This window comes from Streptomyces liliiviolaceus, assembly GCF_018070025.1.
GTDB lineage: Bacteria > Actinomycetota > Actinomycetes > Streptomycetales > Streptomycetaceae > Streptomyces > Streptomyces liliiviolaceus.
In genome coordinates this window covers 7,097,941-7,119,180 of the sequence record NZ_JAGPYQ010000001.1, presented here as the reverse complement: position 1 = coordinate 7,119,180, position 21,240 = coordinate 7,097,941, and the positions used below count along the sequence as shown (strand labels likewise).

19 protein-coding genes are annotated in these 21,240 nt (G+C 70.9%); 10 read left to right on the top strand and 9 right to left on the bottom strand.

From position 1 onward, the window contains the following. Window positions 1-194: 194 nt before the first annotated feature. Window positions 195-1,979, top strand: a complete 1,785-nt coding sequence (gene gcl / locus J8N05_RS30450; RefSeq protein ID WP_210888606.1) for a glyoxylate carboligase — start codon at window positions 195-197, stop codon at window positions 1,977-1,979. Window positions 1,980-2,861: 882 nt separating this feature from the next. On the opposite strand, the gene J8N05_RS30445 is transcribed toward gcl, so the two are convergent. Together J8N05_RS30445 and J8N05_RS30440 are read right to left on the bottom strand one after the other, a co-directional pair. Then, window positions 2,862-3,776: a 2-hydroxy-3-oxopropionate reductase gene (locus J8N05_RS30445; protein WP_210888604.1), complete on the bottom strand. Its 915-nt coding sequence runs from the start codon at window positions 3,774-3,776 to the stop codon at window positions 2,862-2,864. A gap of 98 nt (window positions 3,777-3,874) precedes the next feature. Next, a complete protein-coding gene (locus J8N05_RS30440) occupies window positions 3,875-4,741 on the bottom strand; it encodes a TIM barrel protein (RefSeq protein ID WP_210888602.1) in 867 nt (288 codons plus the stop codon). A 277-nt stretch (window positions 4,742-5,018) separates the two neighbouring features. Here J8N05_RS30440 and J8N05_RS30435 point away from each other — a divergent pair, with 277 nt between their 5' ends. From J8N05_RS30435 to J8N05_RS30405, 7 genes are all read left to right on the top strand, one after another. Beyond that, window positions 5,019-5,270: a hypothetical protein gene (locus J8N05_RS30435; protein WP_210888600.1), complete on the top strand. Its 252-nt coding sequence runs from the start codon at window positions 5,019-5,021 to the stop codon at window positions 5,268-5,270. A gap of 53 nt (window positions 5,271-5,323) precedes the next feature. Continuing rightward, window positions 5,324-5,635 (top strand): helix-turn-helix domain-containing protein, encoded by a 312-nt coding sequence (locus J8N05_RS30430; protein ID WP_210890497.1) that lies wholly within the window; start codon window positions 5,324-5,326, stop codon window positions 5,633-5,635. A 187-nt stretch (window positions 5,636-5,822) separates the two neighbouring features. Then, on the top strand, window positions 5,823-6,353 hold the full coding sequence (gene uraD, locus J8N05_RS30425) for a 2-oxo-4-hydroxy-4-carboxy-5-ureidoimidazoline decarboxylase (protein WP_210888598.1): 531 nt from the start codon (window positions 5,823-5,825) through the stop codon (window positions 6,351-6,353). Continuing rightward, window positions 6,350-6,814: a hydroxyisourate hydrolase gene (locus J8N05_RS30420; RefSeq protein ID WP_210888596.1), complete on the top strand. Its 465-nt coding sequence runs from the start codon at window positions 6,350-6,352 to the stop codon at window positions 6,812-6,814. The genes uraD and J8N05_RS30420 overlap by 4 nt, the downstream gene beginning before the upstream one ends. A gap of 5 nt (window positions 6,815-6,819) precedes the next feature. Next, window positions 6,820-7,767, top strand: coding sequence for a factor-independent urate hydroxylase (gene pucL / locus J8N05_RS30415; protein WP_210888595.1), 948 nt, complete (start codon window positions 6,820-6,822; stop codon window positions 7,765-7,767). Between the two features lie 66 nt (window positions 7,768-7,833). Continuing rightward, complete coding sequence (locus J8N05_RS30410; RefSeq protein ID WP_210888593.1) at window positions 7,834-9,213, top strand: 8-oxoguanine deaminase; 1,380 nt, start codon at window positions 7,834-7,836, stop codon at window positions 9,211-9,213. Between the two features lie 391 nt (window positions 9,214-9,604). Continuing rightward, window positions 9,605-10,966 (top strand): nucleobase:cation symporter-2 family protein, encoded by a 1,362-nt coding sequence (locus J8N05_RS30405; RefSeq protein ID WP_210890496.1) that lies wholly within the window; start codon window positions 9,605-9,607, stop codon window positions 10,964-10,966. A gap of 52 nt (window positions 10,967-11,018) precedes the next feature. On the opposite strand, the gene J8N05_RS30400 is transcribed toward J8N05_RS30405, so the two are convergent. Further along, on the bottom strand, window positions 11,019-11,858 hold the full coding sequence (locus J8N05_RS30400; RefSeq protein WP_384280948.1) for a chitosanase: 840 nt from the start codon (window positions 11,856-11,858) through the stop codon (window positions 11,019-11,021). 265 nt (window positions 11,859-12,123) lie between these two features. Beyond that, on the bottom strand, window positions 12,124-13,620 hold the full coding sequence (locus J8N05_RS30395; RefSeq protein WP_210888589.1) for an MFS transporter: 1,497 nt from the start codon (window positions 13,618-13,620) through the stop codon (window positions 12,124-12,126). Between the two features lie 102 nt (window positions 13,621-13,722). Between J8N05_RS30395 and J8N05_RS30390 the strand changes: the two genes are divergently transcribed. Further along, window positions 13,723-14,112: a winged helix-turn-helix transcriptional regulator gene (locus J8N05_RS30390; RefSeq protein ID WP_210888587.1), complete on the top strand. Its 390-nt coding sequence runs from the start codon at window positions 13,723-13,725 to the stop codon at window positions 14,110-14,112. 88 nt (window positions 14,113-14,200) lie between these two features. Here J8N05_RS30390 and J8N05_RS30385 read toward each other — a convergent pair whose 3' ends face one another. Next, entirely contained in the window at window positions 14,201-14,851 is a 651-nt protein-coding gene (locus J8N05_RS30385; protein WP_210888586.1) for a hypothetical protein, read from the bottom strand. A 68-nt stretch (window positions 14,852-14,919) separates the two neighbouring features. After that, window positions 14,920-16,128, bottom strand: a complete 1,209-nt coding sequence (locus J8N05_RS30380; protein WP_210888582.1) for a pyridoxal phosphate-dependent aminotransferase — start codon at window positions 16,126-16,128, stop codon at window positions 14,920-14,922. Between the two features lie 86 nt (window positions 16,129-16,214). Here J8N05_RS30380 and J8N05_RS30375 point away from each other — a divergent pair, with 86 nt between their 5' ends. Next, window positions 16,215-16,853, top strand: coding sequence for a winged helix-turn-helix transcriptional regulator (locus J8N05_RS30375; RefSeq protein WP_210888579.1), 639 nt, complete (start codon window positions 16,215-16,217; stop codon window positions 16,851-16,853). A 598-nt stretch (window positions 16,854-17,451) separates the two neighbouring features. Here J8N05_RS30375 and J8N05_RS30370 read toward each other — a convergent pair. The 3 genes from J8N05_RS30370 to J8N05_RS30360 are packed head-to-tail and all read right to left on the bottom strand — an operon-like array spanning window position 17,452 to window position 21,185. Beyond that, window positions 17,452-18,258, bottom strand: a complete 807-nt coding sequence (locus J8N05_RS30370) for a hypothetical protein (protein WP_210888576.1) — start codon at window positions 18,256-18,258, stop codon at window positions 17,452-17,454. Next, window positions 18,258-19,535, bottom strand: coding sequence for a VWA domain-containing protein (locus J8N05_RS30365; RefSeq protein ID WP_210888573.1), 1,278 nt, complete (start codon window positions 19,533-19,535; stop codon window positions 18,258-18,260). Before J8N05_RS30365 ends, J8N05_RS30370 begins: the two co-directional genes overlap by 1 nt. 9 nt (window positions 19,536-19,544) lie before the next feature. Further along, complete coding sequence (locus tag J8N05_RS30360; RefSeq protein WP_210888571.1) at window positions 19,545-21,185, bottom strand: IucA/IucC family protein; 1,641 nt, start codon at window positions 21,183-21,185, stop codon at window positions 19,545-19,547. Window positions 21,186-21,240 lie beyond the last annotated feature (55 nt).

Sequence of the window (21,240 nt, the reverse complement as noted above, 5' to 3'; positions counted from 1 at the left end):
TCCTCCGGCAGGGAATCGATCGGACGCCCCGTGATTGACCGCGCACGCGGGCCTGCCTCGCGCCCTTGACGCCCTCCGGCCGCCCACCTACATTGCTTCCAGATAGTAGAAGTTAGTTTCCGTAATACGGAATTTGAAGCTCTCCGCGGGGCGCGACGGGAGCCCGAATCCGGCAGCCGAAGCAGGAGTACGCAATGGCCCGTATGACCGCTGCCCGCGCGGCAGTCGAAATCCTCAAGCGCGAGGGCGTCACCGACGCGTTCGGTGTCCCGGGCGCGGCGATCAACCCCTTCTACGCGGCGCTCAAGGCCTCCGGCGGCATCGGCCACACCCTGGCCCGCCATGTCGAGGGTGCCGCCCACATGGCGGAGGGCTACACCCGCACCGCGCCCGGCAACATCGGCGTCTGCATCGGGACGTCAGGACCCGCCGGCACCGACATGATCACCGGTCTGTACTCCGCGACCGGCGACTCCATCCCGATCCTGTGCGTCACGGGCCAGGCCCCGACCGCCGTGATCCACAAGGAGGACTTCCAGGCCGTCGACATCGCGTCGATCGCCAGGCCGGTCGCCAAGATGGCGGTCACCGTGCTGGAGGCCGCCCAGGTCCCGGGCGTCTTCCAGCAGGCCTTCCATCTGATGCGCTCGGCCCGTCCGGGCCCGGTCCTCATCGACCTGCCCATCGACGTCCAGCTCACCGAGATCGAGTTCGACCCGGAGACGTACGAGCCGCTGCCGGTCTACCGGCCCGCGGCGACCCGTGCCCAGGTCGAGAAGGCGATCGCGCTGCTGAACGAGTCCGAGCGGCCGCTGATCGTCGCGGGCGGCGGCATCATCAACGCCGACGCCTGCGAACTGCTCGTGGAGTTCGCGGAGTTGACCGGAGTTCCGGTCGTCCCCACCCTCATGGGCTGGGGCATCCTCCCCGACGACCACGAGCTGAACGCCGGCATGGTGGGCCTCCAGACCTCGCACCGCTACGGCAACGCCACCTTCCTGGAGTCCGACTTCGTCCTCGGCATCGGCAACCGCTGGGCCAACCGCCACACCGGCAAACTCGACGTCTACACGGCCGGACGGACGTTCGTGCACGTCGACATCGAACCCACCCAGATCGGCAAGATCTTCGCCCCGGACTTCGGCATCGCGTCCGACGCGAAGGCCGCGCTGGAGCTGTTCGTGGCGGTGGCACGGGAGTTGAAGGCCGAGGGCGGGCTGCCGGACCGGTCCGGGTGGGCCGAGGCCGCCCAGGAGAAGAAGGCGTCCCTCCAGCGGCGTACGCACTTCGACGACATCCCCATCAAGCCGCAGCGCGTCTACGAGGAGATGAACAAGGCCTTCGGCCCCGAGACGCGGTACGTCACCACCATCGGCCTCTCCCAGATCGCCGGCGCGCAGATGCTGCACGTCTACCGGCCCCGGCACTGGATCAACTGCGGTCAGGCGGGCCCCCTCGGCTGGACCGTCCCTGCCGCGCTCGGCGTCGCCAAGGCCGATCCCGGCGCACAGGTGGTCGCGCTCTCCGGCGACTACGACTTCCAGTTCATGATCGAGGAGCTGGCCGTCGGGGCCCAGCACCGTATCCCGTACGTCCATGTGCTGGTGAACAACGCCTACCTGGGCCTCATCCGGCAGGCGCAGCGCGGGTTCGACATCGACTTCCAGGTCAACCTGGAGTTTGAGAACATCAACTCGCCCGAGCTGGGTGTGTACGGGGTCGACCACGTCAAGGTCGTCGAGGGGCTCGGCTGCAAGGCGATCCGGGTGACCGACCCGGGCGAGCTGGGCGCCGCCTTCGAGCAGGCGAAGAAGCTGGCCGCCGAGTTCCAGGTGCCGGTGGTCGTCGAGGCGATCCTGGAACGTGTCACCAACATCTCGATGTCGACGACCAACGACATAAGCAACGTCGTGGAGTTCGAGGAGATCGCCACCGAGCCGGGTCACGCGCCCACGTCCATCAAAACCCTGAAGGTCTGAACCTGAAGGTCAGAACCCTGAAGGTCTGACCCGCCCCGACAAGCCCGCCCCGACAAGCCCTTCCCGGCAAGCTCTCTCCGACAAGCCGAGGCCCCGTCCTGAGTCGTCAGGACGGGGCCTCGCGCCGTGCTCAGCCCCGGCCGCCCCCGCCGCGACCCGAGCCGAACCCGGCGCCCCCGTGCTTTCCCCCGTGCCTCGCCCCGAGCGGGGCGACCGTCACCGCGGCAGGCGGCCCGCTCCGCGACAGCGCCGCGAACGGCTCGTGCCGACACCTCAACCGGCTGCCCATGCGTCCCACCCCCGTTTCAGGACCAGCCCGCGGTGTACTCCGTAGGGGGCCCGCCGCCCCCGTGCCGGCGGGCCCCATGTGCTGAGAATGTGCCCAACCGCACGGTGAGTTGAAGCCTCAAGGGGCATGTTCAGAGGTTGATTTGAGGGTTCCGTAGCGGGCGTACGCCCACCGCTGTACGCCCACCGGCGTACGGACGACGAAGAGCGCCGGGTACGGGACTCTCCGTACCCGGCGCTCTTCGTCGTCGGGGCTCTCAGCCGGCCTTGTGCTCTCGGCCGGTCCTCGGTTCTCGGCCGGGACCGCGGCGGTGCGACGGTTCCGGGCTTCCCTTCCCTCATGTCGAGAAGGGGACCCGGGACCTTCACCACCGCACTGGCGTGCACACCGCCGCGGCCCTCGCCCTGCCCGCTCGTCGCGTGGACTACCCCTCATCCGGGTCCACGGTCCTCGCGGGCGGTGCGCCCGGTGCCTGACCTCCCGTCAGACCCCAGGCGCAGCTCATGAGTTGTTGGTACCGGGCGGCGCCGCCGCTTGGGCGCGACAGGACAGGTGTCAGCGCCGGCGCCGCCCGGGTCTGTGGGGGCGGGCGGTCAGACCCGCTCGCCGGAGAGGCGCTCCACCGCGCGCAGCAGCGCGGAGTGGTCCAGGCCGCCGTCGCCCTGGGCGCGCAGGGACGCGACGAGCTGGGCGACCACGGCGCCGACGGGCAGCGCGGCACCGACCGTGCGGGCGGCGTCCGTGACGATGCCCATGTCCTTGTGGTGCAGGTCGATCCGGAACCCCGGCTTGAAGTCGCGGTTCAGGAAGTTGTCCTTCTTGCGGGTCAGAACGGTCGACCCGGCGAGGCCGCCGTTCAGCACGTCCAGGGCCGCCTTCAGGTCGACACCCGACTTCTCCAGGAAGACCACGGCCTCGGCGCACGCCTGGATGTTCACGGCGACGATCAGCTGGTTCGCGGCCTTCACGGTCTGGCCGGAGCCGTGCGGACCGCACAGCACGATGGTCCTGCCCAGCGCCTCGAAGATCGGCTCGGCCTGGTCGAAGTCGGCCTGCTCGCCGCCGACCATGATGGACAGCACGGCCTCGACCGCGCCCGCCTCGCCGCCGGAGACCGGGGCGTCCAGGACCCGGATGCCCTTGGTCCCGGCCGCCTCGGCGAGGTCCACGGAGGTCCGCGGGGTGATGGAGGACATGTCGATGAGGAGGGCCCCGGACCGCGCGTTCTCCAGGATGCCGTCGGGCCCGTACGCGATGGCCTCGACCTGCGGGGAGGCGGGCACCATCGTGATCACGACGTCGGCGTCCCGTACGGCCTCGGCTATCGAGGCCGCCGCGGTGCCGCCCGCCGCGGTCAGCCGCTCCAGCTTGTCCTGCTCCAGGGTGAACCCGGTGACGTCGTAGCCGGCCTTGATCAGGTTCTCCGACATGGGGGAGCCCATGATGCCGAGGCCGATCCAGGCGATCGTCGGACGGGACGCGTGGGAACTGTCGGCGAGATTGCTCATGGTGAGGGTGCCTCTCTGCACACTGTGCTGCGTCAACTGCTCTGCTGTGTCAACTGCTGTGCCGCGTCAACTGCCCTGCTGTGTCGGTGACTTGCCGCTCATCGGGTGACGCGGGCGGCGCGGGCCCCGCGGGGGAGCCAGTCGAAGGAGTCGGCGCTCGGCCGGTCACCCGGCTTGTACTCCAGGCCGACCCAGCCCTCGTACCCCTGCTTGCGCAGCAGGCCGAGCAGTTCGGCCAGCGGGAGCGAGCCGGTGCCGGGTGCGCCGCGTCCCGGGTTGTCGGCGATCTGGACATGGCCGGTCCTGGCGGCGTACCGCTCGATCACCGACGGCAGGTCCTCGCCGTTCATGGACAGGTGGTAGAGGTCCATCAGGAAGCGGGCGTTGCCCAGCCCCGTCGCCTCGTTCACCCTGTCGACGACGGCGATCCCGGCCTCGGCGCTCACCAGCGGATAGAGCGGCGACTCCGGCTTGTTGAGCGTCTCGATCAGCAGGACCGCGCCGACGCGGTCGGCCGCGCGGGCCGCCAGTACGAGGTTCTCCAGGGCGAGTTCGTCCTGCTCGGCCGGGTCGACGCCCTCGACGCGGTTGCCGTACAGGGCGTTGAGAGCCGTGCAGCCCAGCGACCGCGCGAACTCCGCGGCCACGTCGATGTTCGCGCGGAACCGCTCGGACTCCCCGCCCGGGATCGACAGCGCGCCCCGGTCCGGGCCCGGCAGCTGCCCGGCGTAGAAGTTGAGGCCCGTGAGCTGGACGCCCGCGTCCTCGATCGCCTTCTTCAGCGCGTCGAGCTCCGCGCGATCGGGGGTGGGGGTGTCGGTCCAGGGCCACCAGAGCTCGACCGCGGTGAAGCCCGCCGCGGCGGCGGCCGCGGGGCGCTCCAGGAGCGGCAGCTCGGTGAAGAGGATCGACAGGTTGACGTTGAAGCGCTGCTCTGCGGCCGCATCCATCGAGAAACCGGGCATGGGGGTCGGCGCTCCCTTCCGTGACGAGTAGGTCCCGGTGGCCGGGCCCGTATCGGTAGTTCCGTATTGCGGAAGTTCTTTTCTGCTTCATGGAAAGGCTGCCTTCGTGGAGGAACCTTGTCAAGGGGGCCCGACGGGAAAAGCGCGCGCGTCCGTGGTGCGGCCCGGGTGCCGTTCGGCGGCCGGGAGATGGATTCCGGGTGGGCTAGGGTCGCCTTCTGGTCGGCCGGGCCTGGGCCGTCGCAGACACGGACCCGAGCGATGCCATGGGGGCACAGTGCGATTGCGAGTGGAGTTCACCACCGAACCCTTCGACCTCGACGAGGCGCCGCCGCACGCGGTGGTCGCCCGCGAGGTCATCGAGGCGGCCGAACTGGACTCTGTCGACGTCGGCCCGTTCGGCAACACCGCCGAGGGCGGGGCGGACTCGGTGCTCACCGCGGTCGACGCGCTGCTGCGCAAGGCCCTGGACGCGGGTGCCACCCGGGTCTCGCTGCAGCTCAACGTGATCGGGGAGGAGGGCCGGTGACCCGGTCCGCGGACGACCCCTTCGTGTCGGCCGTCAAGCCGCTGGTCGACGCCATGGGTGCCGAGATGCTCCCCGCCGACCAGGCGGGGCCCGACGACGTGGTGCTCTCCTGGGAGGGCGTGGACGTCGTGGCCGTCCGCCTGCCGCAGCTCGCCGACTCGCTGGACCACATCCTGGCCGCCCTGGAGCGCAAGCGCGGCAGGCCGCTGGCCGAACTGGACCGCAAGGCCAAGCAGGAGGTCGTACGGATACTTGAGGCGCGCGGAGCCTTCTCCGTACGGCACGGCGTGGAAACCGTCGCGGGCGCGCTCGGCGTCTCACGGTTCACCGTCTACAACTACCTCAACCGCGAGAAGGACGCCTGAGCGGGACGTCTGAGCAGGGAACCTGGGCGGGACGCCTGAGCAGGGAGAACGGTGGTCGGCCCGGGATCGGGGCGCCCGGGCGGAGGCCGTCATCGTTACCTGGTTTTTTCAACAAAGTGTTGACGTGGTGTTTCCGAGGGCGTTAGCTGACCGCAGCCCGTCCAGCACAAGGCCACGGAGGCTTCCCGTGACTTCGAGTACTTCGAGTACGACGACACCCGGCGGCCTCGCCCGGTTCAACACCCTGGAGGAACCCGCGGCCCGCGCCGCCCTCCACGAGCTGTGCGCCTCGACGGCCTGGGCGCACACGCTGCTCACCGGCCGCCCGTACGCCACCGGGGACGACCTCTTCGCCCAGAGCGACGCCGCCATGGCCGACCTGACCGACGCCGACCTGGCGGAGGCGATGGCCGGCCACCCGCCGATCGGCCGCCCGAAGCCGGGCGACCCGACCTCCTCCCGCGAACAGCGCGGAATGGCCGGCGCCTCCGACGAACTCAAGGCGGAGATGCTCGAACTGAACCTGGAGTACCAGGAGAGGTTCGGCCATGTCTTCCTGATCTGCGCGACCGGCCTCACCGGCGAACAGATGCGTGACGCGCTCAAGGAGCGCATCGGCAACACGCCCGCACAGGAGCGCGAGATCGTGCGCACCGAACTGGGCAGGATCAACCGCATCCGGCTCGCCCCACTCGTCGAAGAGGACGCCTCCGCATGACCACCGAGACCACCGCTGCCGTCGCCGCCGTCGCTTCCGTGTCCACGCACATCCTGGACACCAGCGTCGGCCGTCCCGCCGCGCGGGTCGCCGTCCGTCTCGCGGCCCGTGGCGGTCGTGACGCCCGGTGGCAGGCGCTCGGTGGCTCCGCGACCGACGCGGACGGCCGGTGCAAGGACCTGCCGGCCCTGCCGGAGGGCACCACACACGTACGCCTCGACTTCGCCGTCGAGGAGTACTTCGAGCACAAGCCCGCGAGCGAGCCCGAGAGCGAGCCCGGGAACAAGCCCGTGAAGAACCAGGCCGAGGCGCAGCAGGACGCCCCCGCGAACCGGGACAGCGGTGCCGCACCGGTGTTCTTCCCCGAGGTGGCGATCACCTTCGCCGTCAGCCCGGGGGAGCACTATCACGTACCGCTGCTGCTCAACCCGTTCGGCTACTCCGTTTACCGAGGGAGCTAGCAGACATGACCACCCAGCCCCGTTCCGCCCGTCCGGCTGTCCTGGCGCAGAACCAGTACGGCAAGGCCGAGAACCGCGTCGTCAGGATCACCCGCGACGGCGCCACCCACCACATCAAGGACCTGAACGTCTCCGTCGCCCTCAGCGGTGACATGGAGGAGGTCCACTACTCGGGCTCCAACGCGAACGTCCTGCCGACGGACACCACCAAGAACACGGTGTACGCCTTCGCCAAGGAGCACGGCATCGAGTCCGCCGAGCAGTTCGGCATCCACCTCGCCCGGCACTTCGTGACCTCGCAGGAGCCGATCAAGACCGCCCGGATCCGTATAGAGGAGTACTCCTGGGAGCGGATCGGCACCTCGCCGGCGGACTCGCCGTCCGCCGGCGCCGAGGAGGGCGGGCACTCCTTCGCCCGCAAGAACCAGGAGACCCGCGTCACGCAGATCACGTACGACGGCTCGTCGTGGCAGGTCATATCCGGCCTCAAGGACCTGGTCGTACTGAACTCGACGAACTCCGAATTCTGGGGGTACGTCAAGGACGAGTACACGACGCTGAAAGAGGCGTACGACCGTATCCTCGCCACCGAGGTGTCCGGGCGCTGGCGGTTCGAGTGGACCGACGACGAGCAGCCGATGCCCGACTGGGAGGAGTCCTACGCACAGGTGCGCGGGCACATGCTCCAGGCCTTCGCGCAGACGTACTCCCTGTCGCTGCAGCAGACCCTGTACCAGATGGGCGCGCGGATCATCGAGAACCGCGACGAGATCGACGAGGTCCGCTTCTCCCTGCCGAACAAGCACCACTTCCTCGTCGACCTGGAGCCGTTCGGCCTCAAGAACGACAACGAGGTGTACTTCGCCGCCGACCGGCCGTACGGCCTGATCGAGGCGACGATCCTGCGGGACGGCTGCGAGGCGCTCATCCCGGTGGACCTCAGCACTCTCTGACGCATCCGCCCCGGTGAGCAACTCCCCCTACCAGCACCCCTTTTCGGCACGGCAGAAGGACGAACCATGGCAGCAGACCGGCGGATCGTCATCGAGAACTGTTCGATCGCGACCGTGGACGCCGACGACACCGAGTACACGTCGGGCCACCTGGTCCTCGCGGGCGACCGCATCGAGTCGCTCGGCGCGGGCAAGGCCCCCGAAGGGCTGGAGAACGTCGTACGCCGGATCGACGCGACCGGCCACCTCGTCACCCCGGGCCTGGTCAACACCCACCACCACTTCTACCAGTGGATCACCCGCGGCCTCGCCACGGACCACAACCTCTTCGACTGGCTCGTCGCCCTCTACCCGACCTGGGCGCGCATCGACGAGCGCATGACGTACGCGGCGGCCCAGGGCTCCCTCGGCATGATGGCCCGCGGCGGAGTCACCACCGCCATGGACCACCACTACGTGTTCCCCAAGGGCTCGGGCGACCTGTCCGGTTCGATCATCCGTGCCGCACGCGAGACGGGCGTCCGCTTCACCCTGGCCCGCGGGTCCATGGACCGCAGCGAGAAGGACGGCGGACTGCCGCCGGACTTCGCCGTCGAGACCCTCGAAGGCGCTCTCGCCGCCACCGAGGCGACCGTCGACGAACACCACGACGCGTCCTTCGGCGCCATGACCCAGGTGGCCGTCGCACCCTGCTCGCCCTTCTCCGTGTCGACCGAACTCATGCGCCAGGGCGCCGAGTTGGCCCGCCGCAAAGGCGTACGGCTGCACACCCACGGCTCGGAGACGGTCGAGGAGGAGCAGTTCTGCAAGGAACTGTTCGGCATGGGCCCGACCGACTACTTCGAGTCGACCGGCTGGCTCGGCGACGACGTGTGGATGGCCCACTGCGTCCACATGAACGACTCCGACATCGCCGCCTTCGCCCGTACGAAGACAGGAGTGGCCCACTGCCCCTCCTCCAACGCCCGGCTGGCGGCCGGGATCGCGCGGGTGCCCGACATGCTCGCGGCCGGCGTCCCCGTCGGCCTCGGCGTCGACGGCACGGCGTCCAACGAATCCGGCGAACTGCACACCGAACTGCGCAACGCGCTGCTCATCAACCGCCTCGGCGCCCACCGCGAGGCCGCCCTGAACGCCCGTCAGGCACTGCGCCTCGGTACGTACGGTGGCGCCCAAGTCCTGGGCCGCGCACCGGAGATCGGCTCCCTGGAGCCGGGCAAGCTCGCCGACCTGGTGCTGTGGAAGCTGGACACCCTGGCCCACGCGTCCATCGCCGACCCGGTCACCGCACTCGTCCTCGGCGCCGCGGCACCGGTCACCGCCTCCTTCGTGAACGGTGAACAGATCGTCGAGAACGGCCGGCTGCTGCACGTCGACGAGGACGCCATCGCCCGCTCCACACGGGACGAGGCCCGGCGCCTCGCGCGGATCGCCGCGCAGGCCTGACCCGGAGGGCTTCCGACGGCTCTGTTCCATCGGAAGCCTCCCCGCCAAGATCTCCGGCCGAGGGGGACGGCCCTCGGCCGGTGGCCGCCGACCCGAACGGGGTCCGCGGCGACCGTCTCCGGGGCGCGCGCACGAACTGCCCGCGCCCCGGAACGGTGTCCTTCCGTCCTCCTGCCCCCGCCACGCCCCCTCCGTGACGGGCGCCGTCCCGCCAGAAAGTCCTGCCCGAAAGTCCCGCCCGAAAAAAGACCTCCCTGACACCCACGTCAACGCCGACGTGTACCCGACCGGAGGAGCCGCCGTGGCTGCCCAGCACCTGCCCAGCAGTACGGACGTAAGCGCAACTGGCCCGGAGAAACACCCGGTCGACGAGAAACTCCCCGCCCTGAAGATGGCGACCAGCGGCCTGCAGCACGTGGCCGCCATGTACGCGGGAGTGGTCGCCCCACCCCTGATCGTCGGCGCGGCCGTGGGCCTGACCGCGACCGAACTGACCTTCCTCACCGGCGCCTGTCTGTTCACCGCGGGACTCGCCACCTTCCTGCAGACCCTCGGCATCTGGAAGATCGGCGCCCGGCTGCCCTTCGTCAACGGCGTCACCTTCGCCGGAGTCGCCCCGATGATCGCGGTCGTCAACTCCACCGACGACAAACGCGATGCCCTGCCGGTCATCTTCGGCGCGGTCGTCGTGGCGGGTGTCCTGGGCTTCCTCGCCGCCCCGTTCTTCAGCAAGGCGGTCCGCTTCTTCCCGCCCGTGGTCACCGGCACGGTCATCACCCTCATCGGCATATCCCTGATGCCGGTCGCCTTCGGCTGGGCCCAGGGACCCGATCCGGCCGCGCACGACTACGGCTCGACCACCAACCTGGGCCTGGCGGGCGCGACCCTTCTCATCGTCCTGCTGCTGCGCCGCTTCACCCGTGGCTTCGTCAAGCAGATCGCCGTACTGCTCGGCCTGGTCGCCGGCACGCTCGTCGCGATCCCGTTCGGTGTCACCGACTTCGCGCCGGTGGCCGACGCGGCGGTCGTCGGCTTCCCGACGCCGTTCCACTTCGGAGCCCCGCAGTTCCAGCTCGCGGCGATCGTCTCGCTGTGCGTGGTGATGGTCGTCTCGATGACCGAATCGACCGCGGACATGCTGGCGTTGGGGGAGATAGTCGGCCGGCCCGCCGATGAGAGGACCATCGCGGCGGGTCTGCGCGCCGACACCCTGGGCTCGGCCGTCAGCCCGCTGTTCAACGGCTTCATGTGCAGCGCCTTCGCCCAGAACATCGGGCTGGTCGCGATGACCCGCATCCGCAGCCGGTACGTCGTCGCCACCGGCGGCGGGTTCCTCGTCCTGATGGGCCTGTGCCCCATGGCCGCGTCGCTGATAGCCGTGGTCCCGCGGCCCGTGCTCGGCGGGGCGGGCGTGGTGCTGTTCGGCTCGGTCGCCGCGAGCGGTATCCAGACCCTCGTCAAGGCGGGCCTGGAGAAGGACAACAACGTTCTGATCGTGGCCGTCTCGCTGGCCGTCGGCATCATCCCGATCACCGCGCCGGAGTTCTACCACGCGTTCCCGGAGACCGCGAAGATCATCCTGGACTCGGGGATCTCGACCGGATGCGTGGCGGCCGTGGCCCTGAACCTGGTCTTCAACCACCTGGGCGGGAGCCGGGAGTGCGACGAGGTGACGGCGCCGATGGAGCCGGGGCCGGGTTCGGCTTCGGGGGCGGGGACGAGTGCGGGTCCTGAACCGGTGACCGCTCGCTGACGGTGCACGAGCGAACGGCCACCGGCCCGGTTCCTCAGGTCCCTCGGGCTCCTCAGCCGATGTGGAAGCTGTCCCCGTAGACCTGCCAGTCCAGCGGCGGGTTCAGGTTCAGGTTCCGGTTCCGGAGGAAGACCCGCTGGGCGGTGTCCACGCGGCTGGTGTCCGAGTGGGCCTCCTCCTGCTTCATCGCCCACACGCGGGCGTCGAGGAAGGCGTTGAGGTACGTGACCTCGTCGCCGCCCTGGGCCGGGGGCTTGGCCCGGCCCAGCGCCCGGTTGCGGATGCTGCCGAAGCTCGTACTGTCGCCGCCGTTGCCGTGCATGACGATGGCGTCGTAGTACGTGAACTGGCCGAGCGTGCCGATGCCGTCCGCCTTGCCGCGCTGGACCGCCGGGTTGAAGTAGACGCGGTCCCGCTCGTCGTTCTGGGCCTGCTTGAACGCCTGGTCCTGGGCCGCCCGGCGCCAGGCGTCCGGGTAACCGGGGTCCAGTCCCTCGTGCGAGTCGGAGCCGTCGACGCGGCGCAGCGCGGGCAGGTAACCGGCCAGCGGGTTCCCCGGCTTGCGCTGGGTGTACAGCTCGACCAGGTCGAGCATGTCGTGCGTGCCCGAGCAGAACCCGATGATGCCCGCGGTGTAGCCGCGGCCGTCGCCGATGTCCTCGATGTACTGGTACTGCGCCTTCCAGTCCAGCGAGGAGTTCTCCGCGCTGGAGACCAGCTTCATGGCGATCTCCTTCTTCGCCGGGTCGTCGAGGCCGGGGGCGGCGGTGTTCACGGCGCTCGTGGCGCTCGCGGGGGTGCCGGTGAGGGCTGGGCCTGCCACCAGGGTTGCTCCGATCATCGCGAGGATGGTGCGACGGGAGGAGCTCATGGGGGTGTGGGGGGTGTGCACGGGACCTCCAGTGGGGGTGGGAGTCGCTCTTCCGTACTGTTAGGAAAGTTTCCTACCAGAGATTGAGAGTGACGTATACCCGTCAAGCGTTTTCTCGCCCCCGCCGCCCTTTCCCTTCCCAACCTGGGGCTGCGCCCCTCGCCCCCTGATCGCGCTTCGCGCTCGTCCTCAAACGCCGGACGGGCTGGAGAGTCGCGGACGGTCCGCGAATCCTTCAGCCCGTCCGGCGCTTGAGGACCGGGGGTTCGGGGGCGGAGCCCCCGAGTCAGTGACGGGAACGGGTAGGGGCGGCGGGGGCGAGGGAATCCCGAGCCGACGGCCGCAGGACCACCGCAGCGACCACCAACCCCACCCCGGCGATCCCCGCCGCAACGGCGAACGCCAACCGATACCCGTCAGCGGTCGCCACCGCGAACACCTCCCCACCCGCCAGGAGCCGCTCCGTACGCCCCGCCGCAAGCGTCGTCAGCACCGCCAGCCCCAACGAACTCCCCACCACCTGCGTGGTGTTGAAGAGCCCGGACGCAAGCCCGGCATCCTCCTCCGCCACCCCCGCCATGGCGAGCCCCGTCACCGCGGGCATCGCGGCAGCGAACCCCGTCGCGAGCAACAGCATCGGAGGCAGCACATCGACCACGTACGACCCGGACACCGGTATCCGGCTCATCAGGCCCATCCCGGACACGATCAGCGCGAGCCCGGCGAGCAGCACCCGGTACGCCCCGAAGCGGCCGATCGTCCGCGCCGACAGGCCCAGCATCAGCACCCCGATCAGCACGGGCGCGGGCAGGAACGCCAGCCCCGTCCGCAACTCGCCGTATCCCAGCACCCGTTGGATGTAGAGCGCCCCGATGTACTGGAAGCCGAACATCGTCGCGACCATCAGGATCTGCACACCGTTGGCGCCGGTCAGCAGCCGTGAGCGGAACAGCCTCAGCCGCAGCAGCGGACGCGCGGCCCGTGCCTGCCGCAGGGTGAAACCCGCGAAGAGCGCGAGCGAGACCGCGGCCAGGACCAGCGTGCCGCCGACCGGCCGCTCCCCGGCGCCGACGATCGCGTAGACCGTGAGCATCAGCGCGCCCGTGACCAGCGCGGCCCCGGGATAGTCGGCGCCCCTGCCGAGCCCCGCGCCGCGGTCGGGAGCGAGGACGCGCAGCGCGGCGATCCAGGCCGCGATCCCGATCGGCAGGTTGATCAGGAAGATCCAGTGCCAGTTGAGCGCCTGGGTGAGGGCCCCGCCGAGGAACGTGCCCAGCGCGCCGCCCGCCGCCCCGACCGCGCTGAACACCGCGATGGCCCCGGCCTGTTCACGCGGTTCGGGGAAGAGCGCGATCAGCATCCCCAGTACGACCGCCGAGGTCATCGCCCCGCCGACGCCCTGCAGTGCCCGTGCCGCGATCAGCGCGCCCTGGCCGGTGGCGACCCCGCACAGCACGGACGCCACGGTGAACAGGGCGAGTCCCGCGGCGAACATCCGCCGGCGTCCCACCAGGTCGCCGAGCCGTCCCGCGAGCAGCAGCAGACCGCCGAAGGGGATCAGATACGCGTTCACGATCCAGGCGAGCCCCGCGGACGAGAAGCCGAGATCGCTCTGGATCGCGGGCATCGCCACGGTCACGACGTTTCCGTCGAGGATCGTCATCAGCGCGCCCCCGCACAGCACGATGAGGGATGCTCGACGGGAGTACGTCCGCGCTGGCCGCGCGGGGTCCGGACTGCCTTGGGTGAGCCCCGTCGTGCGGGCTCCGATCCGGGACGACATGGTCACGGCCTCCGTATGAGTGCTGGATATTCCATAGGTGCACGACTTGTAACGGAGGACATCGTGTGTGACTGTGAAGACCGGCCGTAAGGAGGCACTCGGATGTCCCAGGGGAACACCCGTGTTACCTCGCAGGTCGTGAACGCGCACGCGTGCCCCGTCCGCGAGGTTCTTGACAGGGTCGCCGGGAAATGGAGCGTTCTGATCATCGTGGCCGCCGCGCACGGGCCGATCCGCTTCACCGAGCTGGAGCGCAGTATCGAGGGCATCAGCCGCCGCATGCTCACGCTGACCCTGCGCAATCTGGAGCGCGACGGACTCCTCACCCGCACCGTCCACCCGACGGTCCCGCCGAAGGTCGAGTACGAACTCACGCCGGTGGCACACGAGTTGCACGCCTCGCTGCTGGGGCTGACCGACTGGGCGGAACGGCACCGCGTCACGATCGCCGAGTCACGCGCCGCGTACGACGCCCGCCGCCCGCCGGAGTGACCCGGTCGAGGTCGCGGGGCTTCGGTGACGAGCCGGTGTCAGAGGCCGAACAGCCGGGCGTCGGTGCGGTGCGGGGCTGTCGGGGTCGTCACGTCCGGCGGGGCGAGGCCAGCAGGTAGCGCGTCCCCGTGCGCGGCTCCGTGTGCTCGCTCGTCTGCCATCCGGCCTTCTCCAGCGTCGCCGCGCACTGTCTCAGCGCCGCCGCGTCCGGCTCGCGCACGGCGACGGCCTCCGGCTGAGGCGTCGCCCGCACCCGGTAGCCCGCGGTGCCCGACTCCGGGCCCGCGCCCGCCGGGCGCAGTCCCGCCGCCTCCAGTGCGAGGGCGGCGGCCTGCACCAGATGCGTACGCTCCCACGCGCACGGCCGGTCCGTGACGCCGCCCGTGTTGGTCATCCGGCGCAGTTCCAACAGCCCCTGCCAGGCGCTGCGCACCTCACGCGGGCGCGACGGTCCGGCGTCGGCGGCCTCCTCGCCGCCCACCCGCGCGGCGAACACGCCCGAGGCCGAACCGGCGGGTACGGAGGTCCCGGCGGGTGCCGCCACCGCGGTGGCCGGCTCCTCGCGTATCCGGTGCCCGGCCGGTGTGAGGAAGTGGTCGTGCGGCGGGCGGGGGTGCCGGAAGGCCAGCCCGTGCCGCACCAGCGCCGCGAGCTGGCTCTCCGTACCCCTCAGGCGCCCGCTCACAGGATCGGCGGCGTCGATGACGCGCCGCTGCGCGGCGGTCGGCGGTCGGGTCACGGGATGCTCCTTCCCCAGGGCGGAACTCTTCGAAGACGAAGGCTACGACCTGGGTCTGACATCCCCCTCTACTGCCGGTAGCCGCTCAGGAACCGGCCGATCCTGCTGATCGCCGCGTCCAGGTCGTCGGCGTACGGGAGGGTGAGGATGCGGAAGTGGTCGGGGCGGGGCCAGTTGAATCCGGTGCCCTGGACCACCTGGATCTTCTCGCGCAGCAGCAGGTCGAGGACGAACTTCTCGTCGTCGTGGATCTTGTGGACCGAGGGGTCGAGCCGCGCGAACGCGTACAGGGCGCCCTTCGGTTTCACACAGGAGACGCCCGGGATCTCGTTCAGCTTCTCCCACGCGATGTCGCGCTGTTCGCGCAACCGGCCGCCGGGTGCGGTGAGTTCATGGATGGACTGCCGGCCGCCGAGCGCGGCCTGGATGGCGTACTGGGCCGGGGCGTTGGCGCACAGCCGCATGGAGGCCAGCATGGTCAGGCCCTCCAGATAGCTCTTCGCGTGCTGGCGCGGCCCCGTCACCACCAGCCAGCCGGAGCGGAAACCCGCCACGCGGTACGTCTTCGACAGGCCGCAGAAGGTGAGGACCACCAGGTCGGGGGCGAGCGCGGCGGCCGTGTGGTGCACGGCGTCGTCGTACAGGATCTGGTCGTAGATCTCGTCCGCGAACACCATCAGGCCGTTCCGGCGGGCCAGGTCGAGGATGCCCTCGATGATCTCCTTCGGGTAGACCGCGCCGGTGGGGTTGTTCGGGTTGATGATGACGACGGCCTTCGTGCGGTCCGTGATCTTCGACGCCATGTCGTCGAGGTCCGGGTACCAGTCGGCCTGTTCGTCGCACAGGTAGTGCACGGCCTTGCCGCCCGCGAGGGTCGTCACCGCCGTCCAGAGCGGGAAGTCCGGGGCGGGGATGAGGACTTCGTCGCCGTCCTCCAGAAGGGCCTGGACGGCCATCGAGACGAGCTCGGAGACGCCGTTGCCCAGGAAGACGTCGTCCACGTCGACTTCGAGCCCGCGTTCCTGGTAGCGCTGCGCCACGGCGCGGCGGGCCGACAGGACGCCGCGCGAGTCCGTGTAGCCGTGTGCCTGCGGGAGCATCCGGATCATGTCCTGGAGGATCTCCGGCGGGGCCTCGAAGCCGAAGGCCGCGGGGTTGCCCGTATTGAGGCGCAGCACGCTGTGGCCTGCCTCCTCCAGGGCGTTCGCGTGCTCGATGACCGGGCCCCGGATCTCGTAACAGACCTCGCTGAGCTTGCTCGACTGCCGGAACTCCATGCGGTGCGCACCTCCAGGTTGTGGTGTTGCTTGGTTTTACCAAGTTCACGCTTGGAAAGTCCAACAAGTTGTCTAGACTGCGTCGCATGTCACCTCGCCGAAGCTACGACCAGTACTGTTCCGCTGCCCGGGCGCTCGACGCCGTCGGTGACCGCTGGACCCTCCTGATCGTCCGCGAGCTGCTGGCCGGGCCGCGCCGCTACACCGACCTGCACGCCGACCTGCCCGGGGTGAGCACGGACGTGCTGGCGTCCCGGCTCAAGGACATGGAGCGGGACGGTCTGACGACGCGCCGGCGGATGCCGCCGCCGGGGGCGGTGTACGTGTACGAACTCACCGGCCGTGGGCGGGAGTTGCTGCCCGTGCTGCAGGCGCTCGGGGAGTGGGGGGCGCCGCTGTTGGCGGAACGGCGGGCCACGGACGCGGTGCGGGCGCACTGGTTCGCGCTGCCGTTGTTGCGGGCACTGGAGGGGTTCGGGGAGGGGGTTGTCCAAGTGCGCCTGGACGAGGGCGAGTTCTACGTCCGTGCCGGGGCCGGGGCCGGGGAGGGGCCGGTCTACGGGGAGGGGCCCGCGCCCTCTGCGCCGGACGCCCGGCTCGCGCTGGACACGGAGACATGCATGTTGCTGGGCCGGGGCGACCTGACACTCGCGGAAGCGATACGCACGCACCGGGTGGCGGTCTCGGGCGAGGGCCCTCTGGCCAAGGCACTGCGCGAGCCTTGACCCACCCGGGTGCGTCATCACCTGCGAGCCCGCTGTGGCCGACCGCGCAGTTCCCCGCGCCCCTGGGTGGGACGGGGCCTGGGGCCGTTGCCGGCTGCGGGCGCGCTGTGGCTGGCCGCGCAGTTCCCCGCGCCCCTAAAGACAAAAGACTGCGCAGTTCCCCGCGCCCCTTGGGTGGCCCTGGCCGGGCCCCCTCAGGGGCGCGAGGAACTGCGCGACAAGCCACGACGCACCCGCACCCGACGACGCACGGACGCCCTCGAAGGGGCGCGGGGAACGGCGCGACCGACCACGACGCACCCGCACTCAACGACGCACACACGCCCCCGAAGGGGCGCGGGGAACGGCGCGGCCAACCACGACGCACCCGCACCCGACAACGCACGGGCCCGCCCGTTCAGGGGCGCGGGGAACTGCGCGACAAGCCACGATGCACCTGCACTGGACGATGCACGGACGCCCTCGAAGGGGCGCGGGGAACGGCGCGGCCAACCACGACGCACCCGCGCCCAACGATGCACACACGCCCTCGAAGGGGCGCGGCCAGCCGCCGCGGGCCCGCGGGCGGCAACCCACGGGCCGGCCCCTCAGGGAAAGGCTACGGCCGCGGCCGCCCCGTTCCGCGCGTCAGCGCATACCCCCCGATCCCCGCGAGAGCGGCCAGCACACCCCCGACGCCCGTCCACACCCACCGGTCGGACCACCACCCGGAGGCCCACCCGTCATCCGGCTCGATGCTGGACAGCACGGCCGCGGGCGAGTCGGACTCCTCGTCGCCCGACTCGGCCTCGGACTTCACCGCGACCCCGGGAACCAGCGGCTCGGACAGCGCGCCGTCGACCGCCGCCGCCCCACCGATGTCCTTGGAGTCGACCCGCACCTCGGTGGTCACCGGCAGCCCGAGATCGGCGGCCGTCAGCCCGACCGTGGTCAGCCGGATGTAGTACGTACCCGGCAGCGGATCGTCGGCCCAAGGCTCCGACCACGCCCGCACCGTACGCAGCGTGCAGGACAGCTCCACCGCCCCCGCGTCCTGCGCCGCCGTCCGCGTCTGCGCCCCGTACTGGCACGCCTGACGCCGCCGCAGCCCGTCGTACACGTCGATCTGCCAGGTCGCGGAAGCGTGCGAGCCCGGCAGTTTCACCTTCGCCTTCACCGTCGGCCGCTGTCCCGCGTCGGCGGGGAACGACCAGTACAGGTAGTCGCCCGTGGACGCGCCGGCGGTCGCCCGCTGCCCCTGGTCGACCTCGGCCGCCGTACGGAAGGACGTCCCCGCAGAGGTGGGCGCGTCGGAGTCGTCCGACGGGCTCGCGGAGGGGGAGGAGTCGGCCACCGCGGGAACCGCCGCGACCCCGAGCAGCAGCAGCCCCGCACTCGCCGCCCGCAACAAAAGCTTCGCACGCATCAGTTGGTCCTCCAGACCGCGACCCGCCAGCGCGAGACCCAACCCCACAGCACACCCGCGAGGAAGCCGGTGAGCACCAGTGCGCCGAGCAGCCACCAGCCGCGGCCGAGGCCGAAGGAGGCCACGTCGCTCGACGCGTCGGGCCCGTCCACGACGTCGATGGTCAGTTCCAGCGGCAGACCGGGCGTGGTCTTCACCCCGGAGGCCGCCGAGAAGGAGTTGGCGACCTGGAGGCACACGACCTCGGTCGCGGACCCGGAGTCGTCGTCGGAGTCGTCGCTCTCCGCCTTGGGATAGCGCAGACCGGCCGACATGACGTCGGTCCGCCCGGTGCCGGTGGTCTCGCCGCGCACGATCTCACGGCCGTTCGTGGTGACCGCCCGCAGCGACACCCCGTAGTCCCGGTTGACCTGGCGGTCGGCCGCGACGCTCACCGAGGCGCGCAGTTCGGAGCCGGCCGGCAGGTCCACGCGGTACCAGCGGTGCTGCCCGAACTCCTCACGGTCGGTGTACAGCCCCGACTTGACCTCGGGTGCCTTCGCGCACGAGTCGGCGCCCTCGACGGCGACCGGCGTCACCACCGGATCGGCCGCACGGTCCACCAACTGGTTGACCTTGTCGGTGAGTTCGTCGGTGTGCTCGACCGACGTGTACGTTCCGCCGGTCGCCTCCGCGATGCAGCTCAGCTGCTGCCGCAGTTTGGTGTTCGGCACCAGACCGAGCGTGTCGATGGTGAGGCCGATCCCCTTGGCGGCGATCTCGCGCGCCACCTCGCACGGGTCCAGCGGGGCGCAGGTGTCCTCGCCGTCGCTGATGAGGACGATACGGCGGGAGCCCTCACCGCCTTCGAGGTCGTCGGCGGCCTTGAGGAGCGCGGGGCCGATCGGGGTCCACCCGGTGGGCGACAGGGTCGCGACCGCCGTCTTCGCCTCGGTACGGTCCAACGGCCCGACGGGGTAGAGCTGTTCGGTGTCCTTGCAGCCTGTCTTGCGGTCGTCGCCGCGGTAGTTGGCGCCGAGTGTGCGTATGCCCAGCTCGACCTCTTCGGGGGTCGCGTCGAGGACCTCGTTGAAGGCCTGCTTCGCGGCCGCCATCCGGGACTGGCCGTCGATGTCCCGTGCCCGCATGGAGCCGCTGACGTCGAGAAGCAGGTTCACCTTCGGCGCGGCGGTCCCCGAGGGCTCGTCGGCGACGGCGTCGGGCGGGAGTGCGATCCCGGCCGCCAGGGCGGCGAGCAGGGCGCAGGCGCCCGCCGCCAGCCGTTGTCTTGTGATCATCGACGGATCCTATTGATCAAAGGCGCCGCGCTTCAAAACGAGCGGGTCGGCGAGGGGGTCGGCGAGCGGGTTGGGCAGCCGGGCCCAGATGTCGCCGGGCCGCTCCGGCGACAGCCTCATAAGTGTCAACGCCTTTGCGGGCAGCGGCTCTTCGAGCAGCGCCGCGAGATCCGGGGTGCGCGGCAGATCGCGTACCGCCGTGGACAGCGCCTCGCGCAGCGCCTGCGTCGAACCGGCCGTCGCCGCCAGCGTGCCCGCGACGAGAGAGCCGAAGAGCTTGCTGCGCAGGACGGACTCGTCGTCCGTGACGATACGGCCCGTCAGGTCGGGGACCGGGATGCCGTGACGGGCCAGCCGGGCCGGGCTGATCCGGATGTCCGCCAGATCGCGGTAGACGAGCCGCACCGGGTCACCGGCGGGGGAGAGCACCACGAGGAGGTTCTGGCCGTGCGCCTCCAGGGCGACACCGAGGTCGAGCAGCCGCAGCCCCACGGTGAGCGCCAGCCGGCTGAACTCCGCGAGGCGGCGCGGGGACCGGGGCAGCCCGCTCGCGGCGAGGGCGGCGACCGGCACGACCTGCTCGCCCGGCCCCGCGTACAGCTCGGGGGACTCCCGTGAGACGGCCGCCAGATCGGCGGAGCCGGCGGTGACCGCGCCCAGGGTCCGGGTGATGTGCAGCAGCCCGTCCAGGCGCCCGGCCATCGACTCCATGAACGCCGACACGGTCGCCGCCGACGTGATCGAGTACACCGAGATGTCCCGCACGGAGGAGGTCAGCCGGGCGCTGAGCGCGGTCTTGACGTGCGGTCCGCCCGGCACCGCGAGGGTGCGCAGCGACATCAGGGGGTGCGCGGCCATCTCGCCCCCGACGGGTTTCTCGTCCTTCAGCACATGCCGGGCCTGCCACGGATGGACGGGGATCAGCAGCCGCCCCGCCTCCCGGTAGGGCCACTCGCCCGTCGACCGGCAGTCCTCCTCCCGTACGGCGACCAGGCCCAGCCGCACCACCGGCCGGTGCTCGGGGGCGTACGCCAGCTGCTCGGCCACCGAGAACCCGGGCCGGGAACGGCAGTTGGGGTGGAAGGGATGCCCGTCCACGACGCGCTGCTCCCACTCCCAGAGCGTTCGCGGAGCCTCCGACGGACCGGCCGACGGACCGGCCGAAGGACTCCTCGAAAGAGGCTGGTTGGCGCGTGACAGCGCCAACGAGGCGACACTGTCGGCGAGTTCGGCCGCGAAAGGCAGGCCGTGCGGGAGTCCGAGCGCCGTCATCAGCGCGGCCGGATGGTCGTACGCCGTCCCGTCCAGCTCGACCTCCGTGACGGTCGGGGCCGTCGCGTACGCGTCCGGGCGCGGTCCGTGCAGTCGGCGGCCGTCGGCCAGCCGGAGCGTCAGACCGTCGTGCCCGGCCTCGCGGCGCGTGACCCACGGCAGCGGCTCAAGGGCTAGCCCGCGCCACAGCCGGGTCAGCACGGCCGACCGGGCTCCGGGGAGTTCGGCCGCGTACGGGGAGAGCAGGTCGGGGCGTACCGTGCGCAGCTCGGCGGCGAGAGCGGTCTCGGTCTCGGCCGGGGTGCGGGGAGGATGCACAGGGGCTCCTAGGGTGAGGGGACGCCGTCCGGCCGGGTACGCCGCGGGACATCCGGACATACTCAGCGCAAGTGCACCGTATGCAACGAACGGATCGCGTCGATCACATGCCCCC